The organism is Priestia taiwanensis (genome assembly GCF_014638355.1).
Taxonomy (GTDB): Bacteria; Bacillota; Bacilli; order Bacillales; family Bacillaceae_G; genus Priestia_D; species Priestia_D taiwanensis.
This window is the reverse complement of record NZ_BMFK01000002.1, coordinates 499719-520508: the sequence shown is the minus strand read 5'-3', so window position 1 is coordinate 520508 and position 20790 is coordinate 499719. Positions and strand designations below refer to the sequence as shown.

At 37.4% G+C, this 20790-nt stretch carries 24 protein-coding genes, 1 riboswitch and 2 other annotated features (1 of these 27 cut by a window edge); of the genes, 12 read left to right on the top strand and 12 right to left on the bottom strand.

From position 1 onward, the window contains the following. Window positions 1-20 precede the first annotated feature (20 nt). Genes IEV41_RS14685 through IEV41_RS14675 form a run of 3 tightly spaced genes read left to right on the top strand, consistent with a single transcriptional unit; the run spans window position 21 to window position 4045 of the window. The gene (locus IEV41_RS14685) at window positions 21-1856 is read left to right on the top strand and encodes a spore germination protein (protein WP_188389241.1); all 1836 of its coding nucleotides are present in this window, start codon (window positions 21-23) and stop codon (window positions 1854-1856) included. A 24-nt stretch (window positions 1857-1880) separates the two neighbouring features. Continuing rightward, window positions 1881-2975, top strand: coding sequence for a GerAB/ArcD/ProY family transporter (locus tag IEV41_RS14680; RefSeq protein WP_188389240.1), 1095 nt, complete (start codon window positions 1881-1883; stop codon window positions 2973-2975). Further along, the gene (locus IEV41_RS14675) at window positions 2972-4045 is read left to right on the top strand and encodes a Ger(x)C family spore germination protein (protein ID WP_188389239.1); all 1074 of its coding nucleotides are present in this window, start codon (window positions 2972-2974) and stop codon (window positions 4043-4045) included. Before IEV41_RS14680 ends, IEV41_RS14675 begins: the two co-directional genes overlap by 4 nt. 38 nt (window positions 4046-4083) lie before the next feature. Here IEV41_RS14675 and cydB read toward each other — a convergent pair whose 3' ends face one another. Both cydB and IEV41_RS14665 read right to left on the bottom strand, forming a co-directional pair. Further along, the gene (cydB, locus tag IEV41_RS14670; RefSeq protein WP_188389238.1) at window positions 4084-5112 is read right to left on the bottom strand and encodes a cytochrome d ubiquinol oxidase subunit II; all 1029 of its coding nucleotides are present in this window, start codon (window positions 5110-5112) and stop codon (window positions 4084-4086) included. After that, complete coding sequence (locus tag IEV41_RS14665) at window positions 5102-6445, bottom strand: cytochrome ubiquinol oxidase subunit I (RefSeq protein WP_188389237.1); 1344 nt, start codon at window positions 6443-6445, stop codon at window positions 5102-5104. Before IEV41_RS14665 ends, cydB begins: the two co-directional genes overlap by 11 nt. 247 nt (window positions 6446-6692) lie before the next feature. On the opposite strand from IEV41_RS14665, the gene IEV41_RS14660 reads away from it, so the two are divergent. Continuing rightward, window positions 6693-7256: a beta-class carbonic anhydrase gene (locus tag IEV41_RS14660; RefSeq protein ID WP_188389236.1), complete on the top strand. Its 564-nt coding sequence runs from the start codon at window positions 6693-6695 to the stop codon at window positions 7254-7256. Here IEV41_RS14660 and yidD read toward each other — a convergent pair whose 3' ends face one another. Together yidD and ytzI are read right to left on the bottom strand one after the other, a co-directional pair. Continuing rightward, a complete protein-coding gene (gene yidD / locus IEV41_RS14655; RefSeq protein ID WP_188389235.1) occupies window positions 7257-7481 on the bottom strand; it encodes a membrane protein insertion efficiency factor YidD in 225 nt (74 codons plus the stop codon). A gap of 77 nt (window positions 7482-7558) precedes the next feature. After that, a complete protein-coding gene (ytzI, locus tag IEV41_RS14650; protein ID WP_188389234.1) occupies window positions 7559-7714 on the bottom strand; it encodes a YtzI protein in 156 nt (51 codons plus the stop codon). A 230-nt stretch (window positions 7715-7944) separates the two neighbouring features. On the opposite strand from ytzI, the gene IEV41_RS14645 reads away from it, so the two are divergent. Together IEV41_RS14645 and ytkD are read left to right on the top strand one after the other, a co-directional pair. Further along, the gene (locus IEV41_RS14645; RefSeq protein WP_188389233.1) at window positions 7945-8256 is read left to right on the top strand and encodes a hydrolase; all 312 of its coding nucleotides are present in this window, start codon (window positions 7945-7947) and stop codon (window positions 8254-8256) included. Window positions 8257-8340: 84 nt separating this feature from the next. Continuing rightward, window positions 8341-8826, top strand: a complete 486-nt coding sequence (gene ytkD / locus IEV41_RS14640) for an RNA deprotection pyrophosphohydrolase (protein ID WP_188389299.1) — start codon at window positions 8341-8343, stop codon at window positions 8824-8826. A 65-nt stretch (window positions 8827-8891) separates the two neighbouring features. Here the strand turns inward: ytkD and IEV41_RS14635 are convergent, their stop codons facing one another. From IEV41_RS14635 to pckA, 5 genes are all read right to left on the bottom strand, one after another. Continuing rightward, on the bottom strand, window positions 8892-9704 hold the full coding sequence (locus tag IEV41_RS14635; RefSeq protein WP_229722255.1) for an ABC transporter permease: 813 nt from the start codon (window positions 9702-9704) through the stop codon (window positions 8892-8894). Continuing rightward, a complete protein-coding gene (locus tag IEV41_RS14630; protein WP_188389232.1) occupies window positions 9691-10446 on the bottom strand; it encodes an ABC transporter ATP-binding protein in 756 nt (251 codons plus the stop codon). Before IEV41_RS14630 ends, IEV41_RS14635 begins: the two co-directional genes overlap by 14 nt. Window positions 10447-10458: 12 nt before the next feature. Continuing rightward, complete coding sequence (locus tag IEV41_RS14625; protein ID WP_373284239.1) at window positions 10459-11469, bottom strand: ABC transporter substrate-binding protein; 1011 nt, start codon at window positions 11467-11469, stop codon at window positions 10459-10461. 139 nt (window positions 11470-11608) lie between these two features. Beyond that, window positions 11609-12046, bottom strand: a complete 438-nt coding sequence (locus IEV41_RS14620) for an ester cyclase (protein ID WP_188389231.1) — start codon at window positions 12044-12046, stop codon at window positions 11609-11611. A gap of 169 nt (window positions 12047-12215) precedes the next feature. Further along, window positions 12216-13802 carry a phosphoenolpyruvate carboxykinase (ATP) gene (gene pckA, locus IEV41_RS14615; RefSeq protein ID WP_188389230.1) on the bottom strand — a complete coding sequence of 529 codons (1587 nt, stop codon included), beginning with the start codon at window positions 13800-13802 and terminating at the stop codon, window positions 12216-12218. A gap of 350 nt (window positions 13803-14152) precedes the next feature. Then, window positions 14153-14279, top strand: a riboswitch (SAM riboswitch). 151 nt (window positions 14280-14430) lie between these two features. Between pckA and metK the strand changes: the two genes are divergently transcribed. From metK to IEV41_RS14600, 3 genes are all read left to right on the top strand, one after another. Further along, window positions 14431-15630, top strand: coding sequence for a methionine adenosyltransferase (gene metK / locus IEV41_RS14610; RefSeq protein WP_188389229.1), 1200 nt, complete (start codon window positions 14431-14433; stop codon window positions 15628-15630). Between the two features lie 111 nt (window positions 15631-15741). After that, window positions 15742-15894: a DUF1796 family putative cysteine peptidase gene (locus tag IEV41_RS20375; RefSeq protein WP_188389228.1), complete on the top strand. Its 153-nt coding sequence runs from the start codon at window positions 15742-15744 to the stop codon at window positions 15892-15894. A gap of 3 nt (window positions 15895-15897) precedes the next feature. After that, window positions 15898-16365: a DUF1796 family putative cysteine peptidase gene (locus tag IEV41_RS14600; RefSeq protein ID WP_188389227.1), complete on the top strand. Its 468-nt coding sequence runs from the start codon at window positions 15898-15900 to the stop codon at window positions 16363-16365. A gap of 16 nt (window positions 16366-16381) precedes the next feature. Here IEV41_RS14600 and IEV41_RS14595 read toward each other — a convergent pair whose 3' ends face one another. Then, window positions 16382-16897 carry a gamma carbonic anhydrase gene (locus IEV41_RS14595; RefSeq protein WP_188389226.1) on the bottom strand — a complete coding sequence of 172 codons (516 nt, stop codon included), beginning with the start codon at window positions 16895-16897 and terminating at the stop codon, window positions 16382-16384. 122 nt (window positions 16898-17019) lie between these two features. On the opposite strand from IEV41_RS14595, the gene tbcS reads away from it, so the two are divergent. Further along, window positions 17020-18081 (top strand): tetraprenyl-beta-curcumene synthase, encoded by a 1062-nt coding sequence (gene tbcS, locus IEV41_RS14590; RefSeq protein WP_188389225.1) that lies wholly within the window; start codon window positions 17020-17022, stop codon window positions 18079-18081. 22 nt (window positions 18082-18103) lie between these two features. Here tbcS and mnmM read toward each other — a convergent pair whose 3' ends face one another. Both mnmM and mnmL read right to left on the bottom strand, forming a co-directional pair. Then, window positions 18104-18676 carry a tRNA 5-(aminomethyl)-2-thiouridylate-methyltransferase MnmM gene (mnmM, locus tag IEV41_RS14585; RefSeq protein WP_188389224.1) on the bottom strand — a complete coding sequence of 191 codons (573 nt, stop codon included), beginning with the start codon at window positions 18674-18676 and terminating at the stop codon, window positions 18104-18106. Beyond that, window positions 18673-19635, bottom strand: a complete 963-nt coding sequence (gene mnmL, locus IEV41_RS14580) for a tRNA modification radical SAM protein MnmL/YtqA (RefSeq protein ID WP_188389223.1) — start codon at window positions 19633-19635, stop codon at window positions 18673-18675. Before mnmL ends, mnmM begins: the two co-directional genes overlap by 4 nt. A gap of 192 nt (window positions 19636-19827) precedes the next feature. Between mnmL and IEV41_RS14575 the strand changes: the two genes are divergently transcribed. Both IEV41_RS14575 and IEV41_RS14570 read left to right on the top strand, forming a co-directional pair. Beyond that, window positions 19828-20091 carry a DUF2524 family protein gene (locus tag IEV41_RS14575; protein ID WP_188389222.1) on the top strand — a complete coding sequence of 88 codons (264 nt, stop codon included), beginning with the start codon at window positions 19828-19830 and terminating at the stop codon, window positions 20089-20091. 14 nt (window positions 20092-20105) lie between these two features. Further along, window positions 20106-20255, top strand: a complete 150-nt coding sequence (locus IEV41_RS14570; protein WP_188389221.1) for a glycogen biosynthesis protein GlgD — start codon at window positions 20106-20108, stop codon at window positions 20253-20255. Between the two features lie 62 nt (window positions 20256-20317). Continuing rightward, window positions 20318-20534 (top strand) — a binding site (T-box leader). 35 nt (window positions 20535-20569) lie between these two features. Continuing rightward, window positions 20570-20790: a binding site (T-box leader), on the top strand (it continues 8 nt past the right edge of the window).

Genomic DNA, 20790 nt, shown 5'->3' with positions numbered 1-20790 from the left:
CATGAAAGAAGGGATACGAGATGGGATTCTTTAGGTTTTTGTTTGGAAGAAAAAAGAAACGACAAAATAACGAGTACCAACAAGAAAGCTATGAACAGGAAGAAAATCAAGGCCAACAAGAGAATCAAGGCCAACAAGAAGATCAAAGCGAACAAGAAAATCAAGGCCAACAAGAGAATCAAGGCCAACAAGAGAATCAAGGCCAACAAGAAGATCAAAGCGAACAAGAAAATCAAGGCCAACAAGAGAATCAAGGCCAACAAGAAGATCAAAGCGAACAAGAAAATCAAAGCGAACAAGAAAATCAAGGCCAGCAAGAAAATCAAAGCCACCAAGAGCAACAAGACAAGCAGAAGGACCAAAATCAACAAAAGAATAAAAGTAAACAGAAGCGGCAAGAACCGCGTTCCATTCCAGAGTTAATTAAGCAACTGCAACAATCGAATGATTTCGTTCATTATCATACTTCTGAACAAGATGAAGGGCCATTTTGGTTGTCTTATTTCCGCCCTATCATCGAAGGGACGAAATTAAATGAAAATATAATGCCATGTTTGCAGGAAAAGAGCATTCAGTCATTAGCTCAGTTAAAAGAAGAGCTGTCGGTTAGCTCAATTGTATTAACAGAGGACGTAAAGGAAGTGGAAGGGCTTCTTTTGCAAGGAAATGTTCTTATTCAAATGAAAAAAGAAGATACACAATGTTTATTAGTGGAGGCTTCTGTTGAGCCATATAGACAACCTAGCAGACCTGAGATTGAATTTGGTGTAGTAGGGTCACAAGAATCATTTGTAGAAGGACTTGATACGAATCTTAACCTTGTAAGAAAAAGACTACCAATTCCAGAATTGCGAGTAAAGGAAATGATAGTTGGTAGCCTTTCGAAAACGAAAGTAGCTATTGTGTACATCGAGAATATCGCCAATGAAGAAAATGTCCATACTATTCTTCAGCGTATGGAAGATGTTCAATTTGAACAAATTATTGACAGTTCTACGTTAGCACAACTAATTGAAGATAATGTGAATGCAGCATTTCCACTCTTTCTTAATACAGAGCGACCAGATCGTGTCGTATTGGCATTAGGAGAAGGAAGAATTGCTGTTTTCGTAGACGGTTCTCCATATAGTATTATCGCCCCTTCACGATTTGTTGATTTTTTTACAGCAACGGAAGATTACAATTTATCTTGGGTATCAGCTACGTGTTTTCGCTTATTACGTTTATTCGCTGTTTTATTTTCACTATTTGCAACGGCAACATATGTAGCTGTTATGACCTTTCATTATGAGTTAATTCCGATTGACTTGTTAAACACACTTATTTCATCTCGGATAGGGGTACCACTACCTCCTATATTAGAAGCGATTTTATTAGAGTTATCCATTGATTTGTTAAGAGAGGCTGGTGCACGCTTACCAATTAAGGTAGGTCAAACACTTGGGATCGTTGGTGGTATTGTTATTGGGCAAGCCTCTGTGGAAGCTGGATTGACGAGTAATGTATTGCTCATTATTGTTGCAGTATCAGCATTAGCATCATTCATTACCCCTATCTATAAAATGGGTAATTCTATTCGTTGGCTTCGCTTTCCGTTTATTGTTTTTGCGGAGATGTGGGGATTAATAGGTATATCTATTTGTTTTCTATTCTTTGCTACTCATATGCTTCGATTGAAATCGTTAGGAAGACCTTATGGATTATATCCTTTTAGAATGCAAGATATTCAAGATAGCTGGGTACGTGGGCCATTATCAGCTTTGAAAAATAGACCTGCTCAAACGAGCACAAAAAAACCAAAAAAGAATCAAAAAAAGATAAAACAAAAGACGGTATTCACGGATTTCGATGATTAAGTACAGGAGATGGGAGGGATATATATGCATGAGTTAACTGTAAAAGAAAATCAAAAGATATCGGCTACTGTTACATTTTGTTTAGTTCATACGGCACAGTTTGGTGTAGGGGTATTAGGGTATTCACGTATTGTTGCAAAAAGTGCAGGATACGATGGATGGATTAGCGTAATTTTTGCAGGAATATGTATTCATCTTATTATGTGGGTAATATATAAACTACTTAAGACAGGACAAGGAAATATTATTCACATCCATCATGACCTGTTCGGTAAATGGATTGGGGGACTTTTTAATGTCTTCTTTATTGTTTACTTTTTCTTAGGGAGCGTCTCTATTTTGCGTACGTATATTGAAATCATTCAAGTATGGATGTTTCCAGGCCTGCCTACCTGGTCACTATCTATCGTACTATTATTGCTATGTTATTACATGATTGCATCTGGTTTTCGAGTCATTACGGGAATTGCTTGTATCTCTATATTGATGCTTATTATTGTCATGGTTGTTTTATTATTTCCACTGAAGTATGCTCATATCTCAAATTTGTTACCTGTTTTTAATCACTCGATTTCAGATCTTTTATTAGCGGCGAAAGATTCTACTTATACGATGCTAGGTTTCGAGACGATCTTAATGTTTTATCCGTTTATCCAAAATGCGGAGAAATCACAAAAGTATGCACAGTATGGAATCGCTTTTTCAAATGTTTTGTTTGTAACAAATATTCTTGCGACGTTTGTTTTCTTTAGCGAAGAACAGTTATCTCAATCTATTTGGTCACAATTGGCGATGACAAGTGTTATTAGTTTACCTGTTATTGAAAGGCTCGAATATATTGTTATTTCATTGTACGCGGCAATTGTCCTTTCAAGTGTCGTTATTACGCTTTGGGCAGCGAATCGTGGTATTAGGGAAGTATTTGGACTAAAACAAAAGTACTCACTGTGGTTATTAGTTATTCTTGCTTTCGGTCTATGCCAAGTGTTGAATGAACGCCATTTAATAAATAAATCTATTTCCTTTTTATCGAATACATATTTGCTAGTTGTCTTTGGGTATATCCCGATTTTAACGCTTCTGTATGTTTGGTATAAAAAGAGGAGGGCGCGCGCATGAAAAAAGTTATGTACGTATGGGTATGTATGTGTATAGCATTGGTCGGATGTGCCCAAAAGTTAATTATTGATGATTTAGATTTGATACAAGCATCTGGCTATGATGCGAAAGATGACAAAATTGAAATTACATTAGTTGTACCAGTCTTCACAGAAAAAGAGAAAAGTGAAGTTGTTACATATAGTAGTATTGGAGCTACAGCGAAAGAAGTGAAGAGTCGTGCGAATGAAAAAGCATTTCAACCGCTCGCAAGTGGACAATTACGCTTAGCTGTATACGGTAAAAAGCTTGCAGAAAAAGGGATGTATAGCATTGTTGATACATTGAACCGAGACCCTTCGATTGGAAATCGTGTATATTTAGCTATTATTGAAGGAAGTGCGAATGAATTTTTACAAATGAAAACACCCCCGCGCAATAATATTGCGTTATATGGAAAGCGGATTTTAGAAAATAATATGGAAAGTGGGAACTTGCCAGAAACGAGTTTGCATACGTTTATGTTTCAATATTTTCAAGTTGGACAAGATCCCTACTTGCCTATTTTGAAGAAAGCGGATAAAGAGATTAAAATAAATGGGCTTGCATTGTTTCATGAAGATAAATATGTATCTAAAGTAGAAGTAGAGGATATGTTTCTCTTTAAGTCATTAATCGAGACGCATAAAGAAGGAACGCAAGGAGTGAATTTTGAGGATGGGGAGTCTGTAGCTGTACACAATATTTCTTCCCACCCAAAGTATAAGGTGAGCGTAAAAAATGGGAAACCATCATTTATGATTGAGGTAGATATGAAAGGGAAAATTGAAGCTCTCTCAAGACGTGAAAATTTAGAGGAAGAAGAAGCACTAAAGAGAATAGAGAGAAAAATAGATAAGTTATGGGAGAAGAAAGCAACGAACCTTGTGAAAACATTTCAGGAGTTAGATATAGATCCTCTTGGCCTAGGTGCACATTTCAAACAACATTACCGGGAGTTTAATCAAAAAGAATGGAAAGCGATGTATAAGGATGCTCCTATTACAGTGAAGTATAACGTAGATATTGTTCAATCTGGTGTCGTAGAATAAAAAATCCTAGTCCATACATGAGATGGACTAGGATTTTTTTAATGATAGCCTTTTGCATTTTGTTTTGTTAGTTTTGTTTTGAATAATGTATAACTCCATAATTGATAACTGATTACAATTGGTACCGTAACCATTGCAACACCGAACATGATTTTTAAGTTTAATTCGCTTCCTCGGGCTTCGAATAGCGTAATACTTAATGCGTCGTTGATACGAGATGGTAACATACGCGGGAACATACCGATGAAGCCAGTTGCCATAAATGTTCCAATCGTTAAACAAACATTTGTAAATGCTAATCCTACTTTGTTTTTGAAGACAAAGACAATTGTCATGATAGCCGTTATCATGCATAGTAACGGGATAGCATATAAAATTGGATTATCGTTAAAGTTGTCGAAAATAAACGTCTTGTTTGCTGTTGCAACGAAATAGATTGGTAAAATCCCACCAGCTGCAATAGATGTGTAACGAGCAATTTTGCTAGCACGTTCGGCTACTTCTCCAGCTGTTTTGATCATAATCCAAAGGGCACCAGATGTCATGAAGAGTGCTACAAATAATGCACCTCCTAGTAGTGCATAGCGATGCAATAAGCTAAATAAGTTTCCTTCATACCCGTTTGGCCCAATTAGTAAACCGTAATAAAGATTGGAGAAGGCGACGCCAAATAAGACTGGTAAGGCAAAGCTACTAATAATAAATGTCCACTTACATGTTGCTATCCATTTTGGATGATCGTCCTTGTGCATAAATTCAAGACTCGCTGCACGGAGAATGAGTGCGAATAAAATGAGCATCATCGCCTCATATAAGAACGAGAACATGTCTGCATAGACGATTGGAAATGCGGCAAATGTTGCACCACCAGCAGTAATTAACCATACTTCATTACCATTCCAAAACGGTCCAATTGCTTCTTGTAATTGGTTGCGTTCCGCACGATCTTTTGTGATTTTTCCAAATAGCATCCCAGTTCCCAATGAATACGCATCTAGTATAAAGTAAACAGTCCAGATTACACCCCATAAGGCGAACCAAATAATTGCTAACGTATCATGAGACATGCTCGATTCCTCCTTGTTTGGTTGATTGTTGAGAAGGTCCTTTTTTCGCAAATTTGAGCATTAAGTATACATCAGCAATTAATAAGATTGTGTAGAATAACACAAGTCCGACTAGTGAGAAGTAAATTTGCGATGTTGATAGTGGTGATACGGCATCTTGTGTTTTCATTAGTCCATATACAGTCCAAGGTTGTCTTCCAACTTCGGCAACCATCCATCCAGCATTGATAGCAATGTAAGGAAGTAGAACAGACCACATCGTTAACTTTAAATAGCGTGTTGCGTTTTCGAGTTTGTTCTTTCTGTACAGGTAGACACCATACCATGTTGTCATCATAAAGAAAATTCCTAATGCTACCATGACGCGGAAGCTCCAGAAAACGATTGGGACATTTGGTCTTTCTTCCTCTGGAATGTCTTTTAATCCAGTTACTTCGCCGTCAAATGAGTTCGTATAGAAGAAACTACCGAGCTTTGGAATCGTAAATAATTCGAAATTTCGTTCTTCACCAGGAATTGGGACAGAAATAATGGAGAAGTCGAGTTCATCTGTCGTTTCCCATACTGCCTCCATTGCAGCACCTTTTGCCGGTTGCATTTTTGCAGCATTCACTCCTGATTGGTGACCGATAAGTGGTGTTACTGTGGCGGCAAATACTGCCATAATAAGTCCATATTTAAATGATTTCTTAAAGAATGCAACTTCATTTTTACGAAGTAAATGATAGGCACTAACTGCCATAACAAAGAAAGAACCTGCAATGTAACAACTAATAACTGTATGAAAGAAAATATGCCAAGCGTAAGGGTTTGTTACAATTGCCCAGAAGTCTGCAATTTCTGCACGTCCATTGACAATGTTATATCCTACAGGATTTTGCATGAATCCATTTGCTGTAATAATCCATAATGCCGAAAGATTTGTTCCGATAGCGACCATCCAGAAACAGAAGGCACGCATCTTTGGAGAAAGTTTGTCTTTTCCAAATAACCAAATGCCCATGAAGGTAGATTCTAAGAAAAATGCTACGAGTGCTTCAATTGCAAGTGGTGATCCAAAAATATCCCCCATATATTTCGAGTATTCAGACCAGTTTGTTCCGAATTGAAACTCCATTGTGATACCTGTCACAATTCCGAGTACCATATTAATTGCAAATAGCTTTCCCCAAAAGTCTGCCATTTTGCGATATTGTGGATTTAATGTACGGGCGTGCTGAGTTTCCATTGCTGCTACTAGGATAACGAGTCCGATTGTTAATGGTACGAATAAAAAATGATAAAAGATTGTAATACCGAATTGAATACGGCTTAATAGTAAAACACTCTCCATGTTTCCACTCCTTTTTTAATGGTGTTAGTTGTTTTTAGTAATTACTAGGTACATTACTTACTTATAGTGTAATTGATAGGATAGATTAGAAAATATTGGGGATGTGACAGAACTATAGAAACTTTGTGGATGTTGTTTGAACGTAACATTTGCATAGTGGAAAACTTGTTTTTTCGAACTCCTTCTTGACTAAAATGATAGAAAAGGGAAAAATAGAAGAAATGATGGAAACAAGGGGGATAACAGCGTGACATTATTACATGAAATTTTAGAGCATAACGAAAAATTTGTGACAGATAAAGAATATGAAAAATTTGAGACGAGCAAGTATCCGGAGAAGCGTTTAGTAATTGTTTCTTGTATGGATACTCGTCTAGTAGAATTATTGCCGCGTGCGATGAACATCGGTAACGGGGACGTAAAGGTTGTGAAAGTTGCAGGAGCAGTAATTTCCCATCCATTTGGATCTATTATGCGTAGTATATTGGTCGCAATTTACGCATTAAATGCAGATGAAGTATGTGTTGTGGGGCACCATGACTGCGGAATGGCTACGTTAAAAGCAGATGATATTTTAGATACGATGCGTGATCGTGGTATTTCAGACTTGGCAATTGAAGCAGTAGAATATTTCGGTGTGGATTTAGAGAAATGGTTACATGGATTTGATTGTGTTGAAGAGAGCGTGAGTGAGTCGGTTAAAATGATTCGTAATCACCCATTATTACCATCTAAATTACCAGTACACGGTCTTGTTATTGATCCGAAGACAGGTAAATTAGATGTTGTTGTAGATGGATATAATAAATAATTATTTCTTTTTTTTCGGTGGTACAGGGTCATGGCCGCCAGGATGAAATGGATGACATTTTAAAATACGGGTTACTGTTAAGTACAATCCAACAAAAAAGCCATGTGTTTTGAATGCCTCAATACCATAATGTGAGCATGTTGGATAAAAGCGACATGACGGTGGCTTCATCGGTGAAATCCATTTTTGATAAAAGCGAATAAGCAAAATGAATACGTGTTTCATTGTAGCCTCCTACAGAATAAAGATAACTTTTACATTAGTAGGTTTGGCTACTATTTGTCAAATGAAAGAAGAAGCAATTACGGTTGCTTCTTCTTTTCATTTTCTTCTTTATATGGATTATCTTCAATATTATCAACAGAGTGTTTATATGAATAAGCTTTATTAATGGTTAGTACAGATAGTATAAGCACAACAGCAACAATGCCGAGTGCAACAAGCAATACAGTATTCATCATTTAACCTCTTTCTTTTTTGGTTCATCTGTCTAGTTTGAATCATGATACTAGTCAGAACGAACATAATAGTAATACATATAAGCGATATTGTGATGAATAAGGAATTCCCTCCTTATATTTCGCCACAAACATGAACATGCTAGTAACAAGGATGTTTCTTTATATATCGTAACATGTAAGAGATGGAAGCAAGAAAGAATATGTTTGAAAAGGTGAAAGGAGTTAGAATGGAGAAGCGAACATATTATGTATCATTGACACAAGGTGAAATAGCTCGTGTACGGACGGAAGAATCAATGTTTGTCATAAGAGCAACGGACGAGGAGATTCATTACTTGCGTACACTATTCCAACATATGTATGATGATGATCGATCATCGTATTGGCGTGCACATATTCCTTTCCTAGAATATCATTATGACGAAGAGAATGATAGGTATGATGAGGCATTAGGACGTGCATATGCTCATATTTATCAATTAGGAAATGAAGAAACGAAGAAGCATATTGAGGGAATGAATATTTTACAAAGGGAATGAATGAGCCTGTTTTTCTTTTGTAAGGAATAATTGTATGATAAGATGTAGAAAAAGTTATTCTTGTCGAAAGAAGCGGAGTTAATTATGTATACATTTAAAGATTATTATGGGAATACGGTAGAGCTTTCTTTTGATGATCATCCTTATGCTTCTTTTGCGAAGCATGTGTGGGTAGTGTGTAAGCATCAAGGAAAGTGGTTGCTAACAAAACACAAACATCGTGGATTAGAGTTTCCAGGTGGAAAAGTAGAAGAAGGTGAAACTTCTGAAGAAGCGGCAATTCGTGAAGTAAAGGAAGAAACAGGTGGAGAGGTTTCGGCTTTATTTTACCTTGGCCAGTACAAAGTAAATGGCAGAGAAAAAGTAATCGTCAAAAATATTTATCATGCAGTGGTAGATGACTTACAGCCTCAACCACATTACTTTGAGACTTTAGGTCCTGTACTGATGGATAAATTACCAAAAAGCCTTAAAAAAGACAATCGCTTTAGCTTCATTATGCGTGATGATGTGTTAGTACATAGCATAAATAAAATAGCATCTATGAATATAAATTCTATGTCAAAATAAAGAATGATACAGATGTAAAGAAATAACCAGTTTCTTCGCTCAATGATTCTAAGCGAAGAAACTGGTTATTTGTCATTACGAATGATAATTTTTTCTAATGCATCGACAAGCACATACATGCAAGCAGCGACAACCATAATAAGAAGCACACTCATTAACACAAGGTTAAAATTAAAAATTTGGAAACCGTAGTTAATGAGATAACCAAGTCCTTCTTTTGAGACGAGAAATTCTCCTACAATAACACCTACCCATGATAATCCAACATTTACTTTTAATGTGGAAATGATGGCGGAGAAGGAGGACGGGAAAACAGCCTCTGTAAAGACTTGTCGTTTGGTTGAACGGAATGTTTGAAGTACCTTTATATAGTTCGCATCTACATTTGTGAATGCGTTGTAAATAACGATGATTGTGATGATAATTGAAATGATAACGCCCATGGCAATAGATGATGAAATATTGGGTCCAAAGATTACGATGATAATAGGGCCAAGTGCTACTTTTGGCATTGCATTTAGCGTTACTAAATACGGATCGAAAATGCGTGAGAGCATTGGGAACCACCATAGCATGCATGCGATAAATGTTCCAAGAATTGTCGCAATGATGAAGCTTACTAATGTTTCAATAATGGTTACAGATACATGTGGGAATAAGGAACCATCTTGGGTATTGGAAATGAACAATGTATAGATTTTAGATGGTGAGCTAAATAAGAGTGGGTCAATCCATCGTTGTGTACTTGCTAGTTCCCAGCCAGCAAAGAATAGAACGAGTATTGCAAGTTGAATGGACCAAATAATATGCGTCGTTTTCTTTGTACGCTTAATATACTGCTGATGAAGGGTTCGAAAGGAAGGCTTATGTGCGTTCAAGTTGTTCCATCTCCTTCCAAATTTCTTCGAATAAAAGAGAGAAAGTAGGATGTCTTCTTGCCTCAAATGGTGTTAGTTGTTGTATATCTGTTGGGACGATGAATGTCTGAATGAGTTTTCCAGGTTTCCCACCAAATAAAAAAATTCGGTGGCTCATGGCAATAGCCTCTTCAATATCATGTGTGACGAGAATAGATGTTTTGTTGTATTGCTTGAGCAGTACAGACACTAAATCTTCTAATTTCAATTTGTTTTGGTAGTCTAACGCAGAAAAAGGTTCATCAAGTAAAAGCAATCCGGGATTTGTTGCTAACGTGCGTACGAGTGCGACACGTTGACGCATTCCACCTGAAAGTTGTCGTGGATATGCATGTTGAACGTGAGCGAGCCCGACTTTTTCTAATAAGGTTAATGCTTTTTTTTTCGTGTCTTCATCAAGGGTTTTAGTAACCTTTAAGCCAAGCAAAATGTTTTGTTCAATCGTTTTCCAGGGAAACAAGTAATCTTGTTGAAGCATATAGCCGATGTTTTTCGTATTAGTTGTAAAGTGAATTTCTCCTTCAAGAGGGGTGAGAAGACCGGAGATGAGAGAGAGGAGTGTTGTTTTTCCACATCCGCTCGGTCCGATAAAGGAAACGAATTCTCCGTCTTCTACAGATAATGTAATATCCTCTAATACTTCCGTTAGTTCTTTCTTATTGAAAAAGGCATGAGATACATGCTGTAATGTTACGAAACTCATGATTATCCCTTCTTATTTTTTTATGACGTTGTTTGCAAACTCTGTATGAACGAGTTTTTCATAGCTTATATCTTCTTTCAATTGTCCAGCTGTCTTCATCACATCGATTAGGCGGTTCCATTCTTCTTTCTCTAATAGTGGATTTGTTGCGTACGCATGTTGTTCTTTATAGCGCTTAATGACATTTATCATAATATCTTTCGGTGTTTCTTTGAAATAGTCTACTACTACATCTGCAATTTCTTCTGGTGAGTGAGCATCTACCCATTGTTGTCCTTTATAAAGGGCACGAGTGAATTTTTCTGCGATGTCTTTTTTATCCTTTAGGAAGCTTTCTTTTGCCATGAAAGTTGTGTACGGGAGGGCACCAGATTCTTTGCCGAATGCTGCAACGATGTAACCTTTTCCTTCTTTCTCGAAAATACTAGCTGTTGGTTCGAATAATTGAACGAAATCACCTGTTCCAGAGGCGAAGGCACTTGCAATATTGGCAAAGTCCACATTTTGAATTAAGTTAACGTCTTTTTGTGGATCAATATTACGATTTTTTAGTACATATTCTCCAACCATTTGTGGCATCCCGCCTTTTCGTTGGCCGAGATAGTCTTTTCCTTTTAGTTGATCCCATGTAAAATTATTTATCTTCTCGCGAGAAACGAGGAAGGTGCCATCATTCTGGGTCAGTTGTGCGAAATTTAAAATAGGATTATTCGCATCTTGTAATGACACATAAATGGATGTTTCTGAACCGACTAGTGCGATATCTGCACCGTTTGATAATAAGGTCGTCATCGTTTTGTCACCACCTGGTGTGGTCGTGAGTTCGATATCTAGTCCCTCTTCTTTAAAAAAGCCTTTACTTATCGCAACATACTGCGGAGCATAGAAGAGAGAGCGTGTTACTTCTGCAATTCGAACTTTTTCTGTTTTTGTCTCTGGTGTTGAGTCTTTTGTAGAAGTACATGCACTAATGAATAAGACGCTCATACATGTGAGTAAAAAGTATTTCCAAAGGCGTTTCAATTGTCATTCCCCCTCTATCAATCGATAGTGTAGAATATGTGTTGGAAGGGCTATATGTGAAGGCCTAGAGAAAATGTTTTGAATAAAAAAGAACGTTACATCCGCCTATGCGTGTAACGTTCTTTTTATGTGACGTGTTCTAGAGTGAAGTGATAGTTTGTTTGTTTTGTTCTAGCTGGCGATGAATACCCATTCGATCAATTTGAATCCAATATTCTACAATTTTATTGCATTCAACAACATAGACAGCACTCGCATATTCAATGACAGGGAGGCCGGTCGGAGCAAATCCATCTATTTCACCGATATGAGTACCGATTTGCTTCCATCTTACATATACACGATTATCAGTAGATGGTAAAAGTTCTTCAATTTCTAAGGAGAAGTTACCATATGCGTCTAGCATTTCTTGTACATGTTCTGCATATTCGTACGGGGTTCTTTCAATTGTCGTCTCTTCTTCTGATTGAATTTGATGGGCAAATACTTTATCTGCCATTAGTTCAGGTGCTAAGTGGATATTACGACCTGAACGTACTTCCTTCATAAATTGTTTTACGATTTCTTCTGGATTCACTGAGATACACCTCTTTTATCTGAAATTTCTTTCTATTATATATGTACTCAAGTATATCACTTGAAGCATGTTTCGTCTGTTTTTTCTCTTGTTTTTATCATATGAATGTAAAAAACGCAAAAAACCGTACGATGATGTCATTCCATCGTACGGAAGGATGTGTAACTAATTATAGAATTGGGCCGCCTTGCTCAATAATTTCCACTGTTACATTTGGGAAACGTTTAATATTTTCTTTGAATTTACGAGCAAGTTCGTTTGCTTTCACCTCGTATGCTTCTTTGTCTGTCCATGTGTTCTTTGGAACTAATACTTCGTCTGGAACACCGGCGATACGAGTTGGAATTTCTAAGCCGAAGATAGGGTCTTTTACTGTTTCAACATTTTTTAATTCACCAGCCAATGCGGCATGAATCATTGCACGTGTATATTCTAATTTCATACGGTTACCAATACCGTACTCGCCACCAGTCCAACCTGTATTTACAAGGAATACTTGTGCCTCATACTTGTCGATGCGCTCTCCTAACATTTCTGCATAACGAGATGGATCAAGTGGTAAAAATGGTGAACCGAAGCATGTTGAGAATGTTGCTTGTGGTGACGTAATACCACGCTCTGTACCAGCTAATTTACTTGTATAACCACTAATGAAGTGGTACATTGCTTGTTCTTTCGTTAATTTGCTAATTGGAGGAAGCACTCCAAATGCATCTGCAGTTAAGAAGATAATTGTATTTGGGTGACCAGCTACGCTTGGAACCACAATGTTATCAATTGCTTGTAAAGAATAAGATGCACGTGTATTTTCTGTTAAAGATACATTATTGTAATCTGGTATTCTAGTATCTGGATCTAATACGACGTTTTCTAAGACAGAACCGAAACGAATGGCGTCAAAGATTTGTGGTTCTTTCTCACGTGATAAATTCACGCATTTTGCGTAGCAACCACCTTCAATATTAAATACACCGTGATCGGACCAACCATGCTCATCATCGCCAATTAATTTGCGGTGAGGATCTGCAGATAACGTTGTTTTTCCTGTTCCAGAAAGACCGAAGAATAGAGCAACATCTCCTTCTTCTCCAACGTTTGCTGAGCAATGCATCGATAAGATATCTTGCTCTGGAAGTAAGTAGTTCATTACAGAGAAGATTGATTTCTTCGATTCACCTGCATACTCTGTTCCACCAATTAATACGACGCGTTCTTCAAATGAAATAATGATAAATGTTTCTGAATTTGTACCGTCTATTTCTGGATTTGCTTTGAAGTTTGGAGCATAAACAACAGAGAATTGTGCCTCGTGATTTACTAACTCTTCTTCTGTTGGACGAATGAATAATTGTTGTGCAAATAAATTATGCCATGCAAACTCGTTAATTACTTGAATTGGTAAGCGAGATTTTGTATCTGCTCCTGCAAATCCTTTAAATACGAATACTTCTTCGCAGCCATGTAAGTACTCTAACATTTTCGTATATAATGTGCGGAAAGATTCCTTTGAAATTGGTTGATTGACATTTCCCCAGTTAATCTTTTCTCGAACAGATTCTTCATCAACGATATATTTGTCTTTTGGCGAACGCCCTGTATATTTACCAGTTGAAACGCTTACAGCTCCTGTATCAGTTAAAATTCCTTCATTCTTATGAAGAATTCTCTCGATTAATTGTGACGTACTTAGTTGATAGCGAATATTATTTCCTTTTGTTAATTCGTGTAAATCAATTTGAACGTTAACTGAACGCATTTTCATACCATCCTTTTTCATATAGTTTAAAAAATTTTTTCACGTGGATGTTTTACTTATGCCATGAAACAATCATGGCGGGAAGAAAATAGTTACTAAGTAAAGTAATACTATATATATGTCACATTTCCCTAATAGTATATCACATTTATATAAATAGTATATAATATTTTGATTATAATGTGAAGATTACTTTTATTGTAAGGGTTTTCTTTGTCTTGTACAAAAGATAATGATTATAACGTCTACAGTAGATGAGGAAAATACAATTTATAGGAAAATAAACAAAAAAAAGAAGAGTATTGACAACTTTATGAAAAATATACTATGATAACTGCTGAACGGATACTCTCTTATCCTGAGCTGGTGGAGGGACGCAGACCCTATGAAACCCAGCAACCGTCTTGTCTATTAGAATTGCAGACAATGAAAAGGTGCTAAACTGATGCAAGGCTATATTGCCTTGGACGATAAGAGTGAAAGGCAAAAGAACCATTCCAACCTTTCCTCATATAAATGCAGGAGAGGTTTTTTATTTTCTTTCGGTTAAAATAGAACGTTGTACTCATCATACGTTTGGGAAGAGTTCCGTATCAAATAATTTTGTGAAAACAGAGGAGGAAGGATAATGACAAACAAACGTCGTTTATTCACTTCAGAGTCAGTAACAGAGGGACATCCAGATAAAATCTGTGACCAGATTTCTGATTCTATTTTAGATGCTATTTTAACAAATGATCCGAATGCACGTGTAGCGTGTGAAACTACTGTAACAACAGGATTAGTGTTAGTAGCAGGGGAAATTACTACTTCTACGTATGTAGATATTCCGAAAATCGTTCGCGATACAGTTCGTGAGATTGGTTATGTACGTGCGAAGTATGGATTTGATGCGGAAACGTGTTCAGTATTAACATCTATCGATGAGCAATCAGCAGACATCGCAATGGGTGTTGACCAAGCGTTAGAAGCTCGTGAAGGACAAATGAGTGACGCTGAAATCGAAGCAATTGGTGCTGGGGACCAAGGTTTAATGTTCGGTTTTGCATGTAATGAAACAACTGAGTTAATGCCACTCCCAATTTCATTAGCTCATAAATTAGCACGTCGTTTAACAGAAGTACGTAAGAATGAAACATTAGCTTACTTACGTCCAGATGGAAAAACACAAGTAACAGTTGAATATGATGAGAACGATAAGCCAGTTCGTATCGATACAATCGTTATTTCAACACAACATGCTCCAGAAGTTGAGCATGCTCAAATTGAAGCTGACTTAAAAGCACAAGTTATTAGCCCAATTGTTCCAGCGGAATTAATTGATGAAAATACAAAATACTTCATTAACCCAACTGGTCGTTTCGTAATCGGTGGACCACAAGGTGATGCAGGATTAACAGGACGCAAAATTATTGTAGATACTTACGGTGGATATGCTCGTCACGGTGGCGGTGCATTCTCTGGTAAAGATGCTACAAAAGTAGACCGTTCTGCAGCATACGCAGCTCGCTACGTAGCGAAAAACATTGTTGCTGCTGGCTTAGCTGAGAAAGCAGAAGTACAATTAGCATACGCAATCGGTGTTGCACAACCAGTTTCGATTGCAGTAGATACATTTGGCACAGGCAAAGTATCAGAAGATGTATTAGTAGAATTAGTACGTAACAACTTCGACTTACGCCCAGCTGGTATCATTAAGATGTTAGACTTACGTCGCCCAATTTACAAACAAACAGCTGCTTACGGTCACTTCGGTCGTACAGATTTAGATGTACCTTGGGAGCGTACAGATAAAGCTGCAGCATTAAAAGCTGGCGCTGGTTTATAAAAGATATGAAAAAGAATCAACATTGTGTTGATTCTTTTTTTATTGCATAGATGCCTTGTCCAATATTTTCTCCTCTTCATATGTTAGTAATAAGAGAGGAGAAAATATTGGATGAATACGCGAGAACTAAAGGGTGTGTATAGTGTCGTTTATAGTCTTGGGTATCGCTGTTCAGTTGCGAATGTATTGAATGAATTGAAACTACGGAAGTACAGTGGGATTTTTGATTGGATTCAAACAAAAGAATTATCTACTGTGACATAATTAGTGCAAAGTAAATTTGAACGGTTCATGGAATATGAATATCTTCGTTATGATGGTGTAAATGGATTAGGAAAACACTTGTTATTCACAGATACACGTTATGATATTTTGATCGCACATCATTATCCATTAGACTGTTTACAATATGATTATTTACCAGATTATCAAACGTATTGCGACGTACAGAAGAAGTACAATCGTCGGATAAAGCGATTATATGAACATATGGAGGAGTGTAATTCTATTCTTTTCATACGAGAAGGTGGGAATCTTGAAGAAATAGAGGAATTGCATGCGTTACTGTCTAAATTAGTGAAGGGACGCTTTGTATTAGTTGTTGTGAATTGGATACAAAGTGATGCAATATATGAAGAAAGGACAAGCTTAGAGAATGTTTGTTTCCTTTCGTTTGACTTATTAAATATCGAACGATGGAAGGAAGTATTAGACGGGGTTAGTCTGAAGGAGTAGTCCTTGCAAACGAAATTTACTTCGTTTGCAAGGACTTATAATATTGACCTTTTTGTACGTATTCAGTACGAATACGTACCATGTCTTTTTTATCTTCGTCTGTTAAAGAGCGTACTACTTTTGCAGGGCGGCCAAATGCTAACATACCAGCAGGAATGACTTTTCCTGGTGGTACAAGGCTACCAGCCCCGATATACGCGCCTTCTTCAATTTTTGCACCATCTAAAATGATACTTCCCATTCCAATTAAGGAGTTCTTTTCAATGTGACAACTATGAAGAATACATTGGTGTCCAATTGTGACATCTTCTTCAATAATAAGCGGGCGATTTGGACTTTGGTGTAAAACAGAATTATCTTGGATATTCGCACGGTTTCCAATGATAGTTGGAGAAACATCACCACGAATAGATGTATTAAACCAAATGCTTGCCTCATCACCAATTGTGACATCTCCTGTTATTGTCACGTAATCTGCAATGAAAGCAGAAGGAGAAATAACAGGTTCTTTCTCTTTATATGGATAAATCAATGAAATCACCTCCTGTATATGACTAATGTTATCATAGGAAAGATGGACCTTTCAAAAATAGGGGATATTTGCGACAATAAGGAAAAAAATAAGCAAAACGACGAAAAAATGAGGTGCACTGAATGAATGTTCCAACAACACCACTTTCATTAATGAAAAAAGTCTACAGCAATGTTCTTCCAAATGTGCATGAAGAACTAGCATATTGGAAGAAACGTGCAGAACAAATACCGAATGAAGAGTTACGAAATCAAGCATTAGCTAGTCTAGAACAGAAAGCATTCCACTGCGAAGGGGGCGGTATTTTAGCATTGTTAGCTGAAAAAGAGAGTGCAACGTGTATCCGTTTTATCGTTGCATATCAAACAATTAGTGACTATTTAGATAATCTATGTGATCGAAGTACATCGCTTGATCCAAATGATTTTGCTGCACTGCACGAAGCAATGTTACATGCACTTCAAGGTCAAAATAAATCGGTGAATTACTATCGTTTCCGAGATGAACAACTAGACGGTGGTTATTTGCAAGAATTGGTATATACATGCCAGAAAGCGTTGAAAAAAGCGAAGCACTACGATAAAATTGCCCCTGTGTTGCGGGAATTATCTAGCTATTATTGCGATTTACAAGTACATAAGCATGTAACGATAGAAGAGAGGGAACCAAGATTGAAAAATTGGTTTTCTGAACATCAACAAAATGTGCCTCCAATGGAATGGTATGAGTTTTCAGCTTGTTCTGGTTCTACGTTAGGGGTATTTTGTTTAGTGGCCTATGCATATGGTGAGACACTAGAGCAGCAGCAAATTGATAACATTCGAAAAAGTTACTTCCCTTATGTACAAGGGTTACATATCTTACTCGATTATTTCATTGATCAAGAGGAAGATAAAATTGGTGGAGACTTAAATTTCTGTTCGTATTATGAAGATCAACAAGAATTAATGATGCGTTTGAAATATTTTATTAGCGAAGCAGATGCACATCTCGCACAAATCCCACATGAGAAGTTTCATCGCTTAATCCACAGAGGTTTGCTTGGTATTTATTTATCTGACCGAAAAATTAAGAAACAGAAGGATGTACGTCGCATGGCAAAGGAATTAGTGAAATGCGGTGGTTTGACGTCACGTTTCTTTTATTGGAACGGGAAAGTGTACCGAAAAGTGAGCGGGACATAACAAAGAAAGGTAGGAGTGGCTCCTACCTTTTTTCAATTGCCACAATAAATGGCGGGTTATTTACTTGGTTTATAAATTGGTATTGCAAAATGTGTGCCTTCTCTTGTGGAATGGCTTGTACATAATGCAACAGTTCATCACGCTCTACTTGTCCTTCTGGATGACCATGATAAATAACAAGTACAATTATACCTTCGAAGGCCATGATTTCTAGTAACTTTTCAATGGCTTCAATCGTAGAATTAGCAGCTGTAGTAATATGTTTATCGCCACCAGGTAAGTAACCAAGGTTGAAAATCGCAGCTGTTATGTTCCCATGTAAATGTGCTGGAATTGTCTCAGCAACCTTTGCATGACTTTCATGAAGTAGCGTCGTACGCTCCAATACATGATGTTCTTGTAGGCGTATAGTTGTATTCGTTATTGCTTCCTGTTGAATGTCGTACGCAAAGACATGTCCGCTTTCTCCGACTAATTCCGCTAAGAAGTGCGTATCGTGCCCGTTCCCCATCGTTGCATCAACAGCAACATTTCCCTCTGAAATAGCCTTTTGTAGAATGGTTCTAGCAAAAGGTAAAATACGTTCTAGTTTCATCGTGTGCTCTCTCTTTTCACAGCGAATTTTCCTTGATAGCTATCGCGATGTTTTAACTCATCGTCAATAGCATTTAATACGTTCCATTTACGTAAGCTCCACATTGGGCCAATCATTAAATCTGCCGGCCCGTCACCTGTAATACGATGAACGATAATTTCAGGTGATAAAAGCTCTAATTGATCGCATACTAAGTTAACATAGTCATCAAGGGCAAGGAATTCTACCATTCCTTTTTCATATTGTTTCACCATTGCTGTTCCTTTTAATAAATGTAGCAAGTGAATTTTGATTCCTTGAATATCCAGTTTTGCGACTTCACGAACTGTTTCCATCATCATTTCTGGTGTTTCAAGTGGTAGCCCATTAATAACATGAGAACATACACGAATATTGTGTTTGCGTAATTTCGCGACACCCTCTACATACGTTGCGTAATCGTGCGCACGGTTAATAATGTCGGCTGTCTTCTGATGGATAGTTTGTAACCCCATTTCTACCCATAAATACGTACGTTTGTTCAAGTCAGCTAGGTATTCGACCACGTCATCGGGTAAACAGTCAGGACGAGTTGCGATGGAAAGACCAACGACCCCTTCTTGTTCTAAAATTGGCTCAAATGTTTGCTTTAATACTTCTACTGGTGCGTGTGTATTCGTATATGCCTGGAAGTAGCCCAAATATTTGCCATCTTTCCATTTTGTGTGCATTTTATCTTTAATTTTATGGAATTGCGTTACAACATCTTCAGCACGGTCTCCGGCGAAATCACCAGATCCTGATGCTGAACAAAATGTACAACCTCCAAATGCTACTGTACCATCTCGGTTTGGGCAATCGAAGCCAGCATCAATAGCTACTTTAAATACTTTATGACCAAATTGTCCACGTAAATGGTAGTTCCATGTATGGTAACGTTTATTATCTTGTGCGTATGGAAATGGGTTTGCTTGTGTCACGACAAGCACCTCCTTATTTGTGGTGATTAATTTACCTCTTCTTCTCGTAGGCTATACAGTCTGCATTGTAGCATGATATGGTACCAATTCCAACGGGAAAAAGTTATAGCCCTTCTATTCTTGAACATAATAAAGGTAGAAGAAATATTTCTTCTACCTTTATTATGTGAATTGCGAAGGAGGAATTGTAAGATGGGTGACCGTTCTGCTATTCAAGAAACGTTATCGATGGCACAAGAAGCAATGGATTTAGCGAAAGAGCAGTTAGATATTGGCCGATTGCAAGAATCGTATAACGGTATTGAGTATTCGCAAGCACAGCAATTATTGGAAACGGCTACGCTGGAGGTTGAGAAATTAGAGCGATTAGCTGTTTCTGAGCAGAAGGATGAGTTATATCGAAAACGCCTACAACTGCAGCAACTTCAAAATGAAATGATTATCACACCACATTAATTGGAGGTAAGCAAATGGCGACACGTTCTAATCAAAACAATCCAGAACAAAAAACGAAGAATGCCTATATTTCAGAGTTTGCAGGCGAGTTAAATGTGATTAAAGAAGCGAAAAAGGCAAACTTGAAAAAAGGGCAGCCACAACGTGCACAGAAGAATTATTGAAAAATCAGAAAAACATTGACATAGATATTCTTATCGCATACACTATGTCTAATCATATGATTGCGTAAGCGTTGATGAAGAGTAGTACATATTATGTTCTTTTTAGAGAGCTGGTGGTTGGTGCGAATCAGTAAGAGCGAATATGGAATGGACTTCGGAGCTTCTTAGCCGAATGAAAGTAGAGTAGGTTAAGACGATTCATCTCCTCGTTACAGGAGAGAAAGTGAGTTACGTTATGTAACTAATGAAGGTGGCACCGCGGGAGTTCTCGTCCTTTTTAATAGGATAGAACTCCCTTTTTGTATGGAAAAATAGTGAAATCGTTGAATAAGAAGAGTACATATTGTTGATGCATAGCAGAGAGCCGGGATGGTGGGAACCGGTATGATAAATGATATGGAATGGGCTTATGAGAGGCGTACCGAATTATAAGTAGGTAAGCACGGGTTCTCCCGTTATAGAGATAGGGTATGATTGTACCTGAAAAGTGGGATTACTCCAATTGAGGTGGTACCGCGGTAAAATTAATTTATCG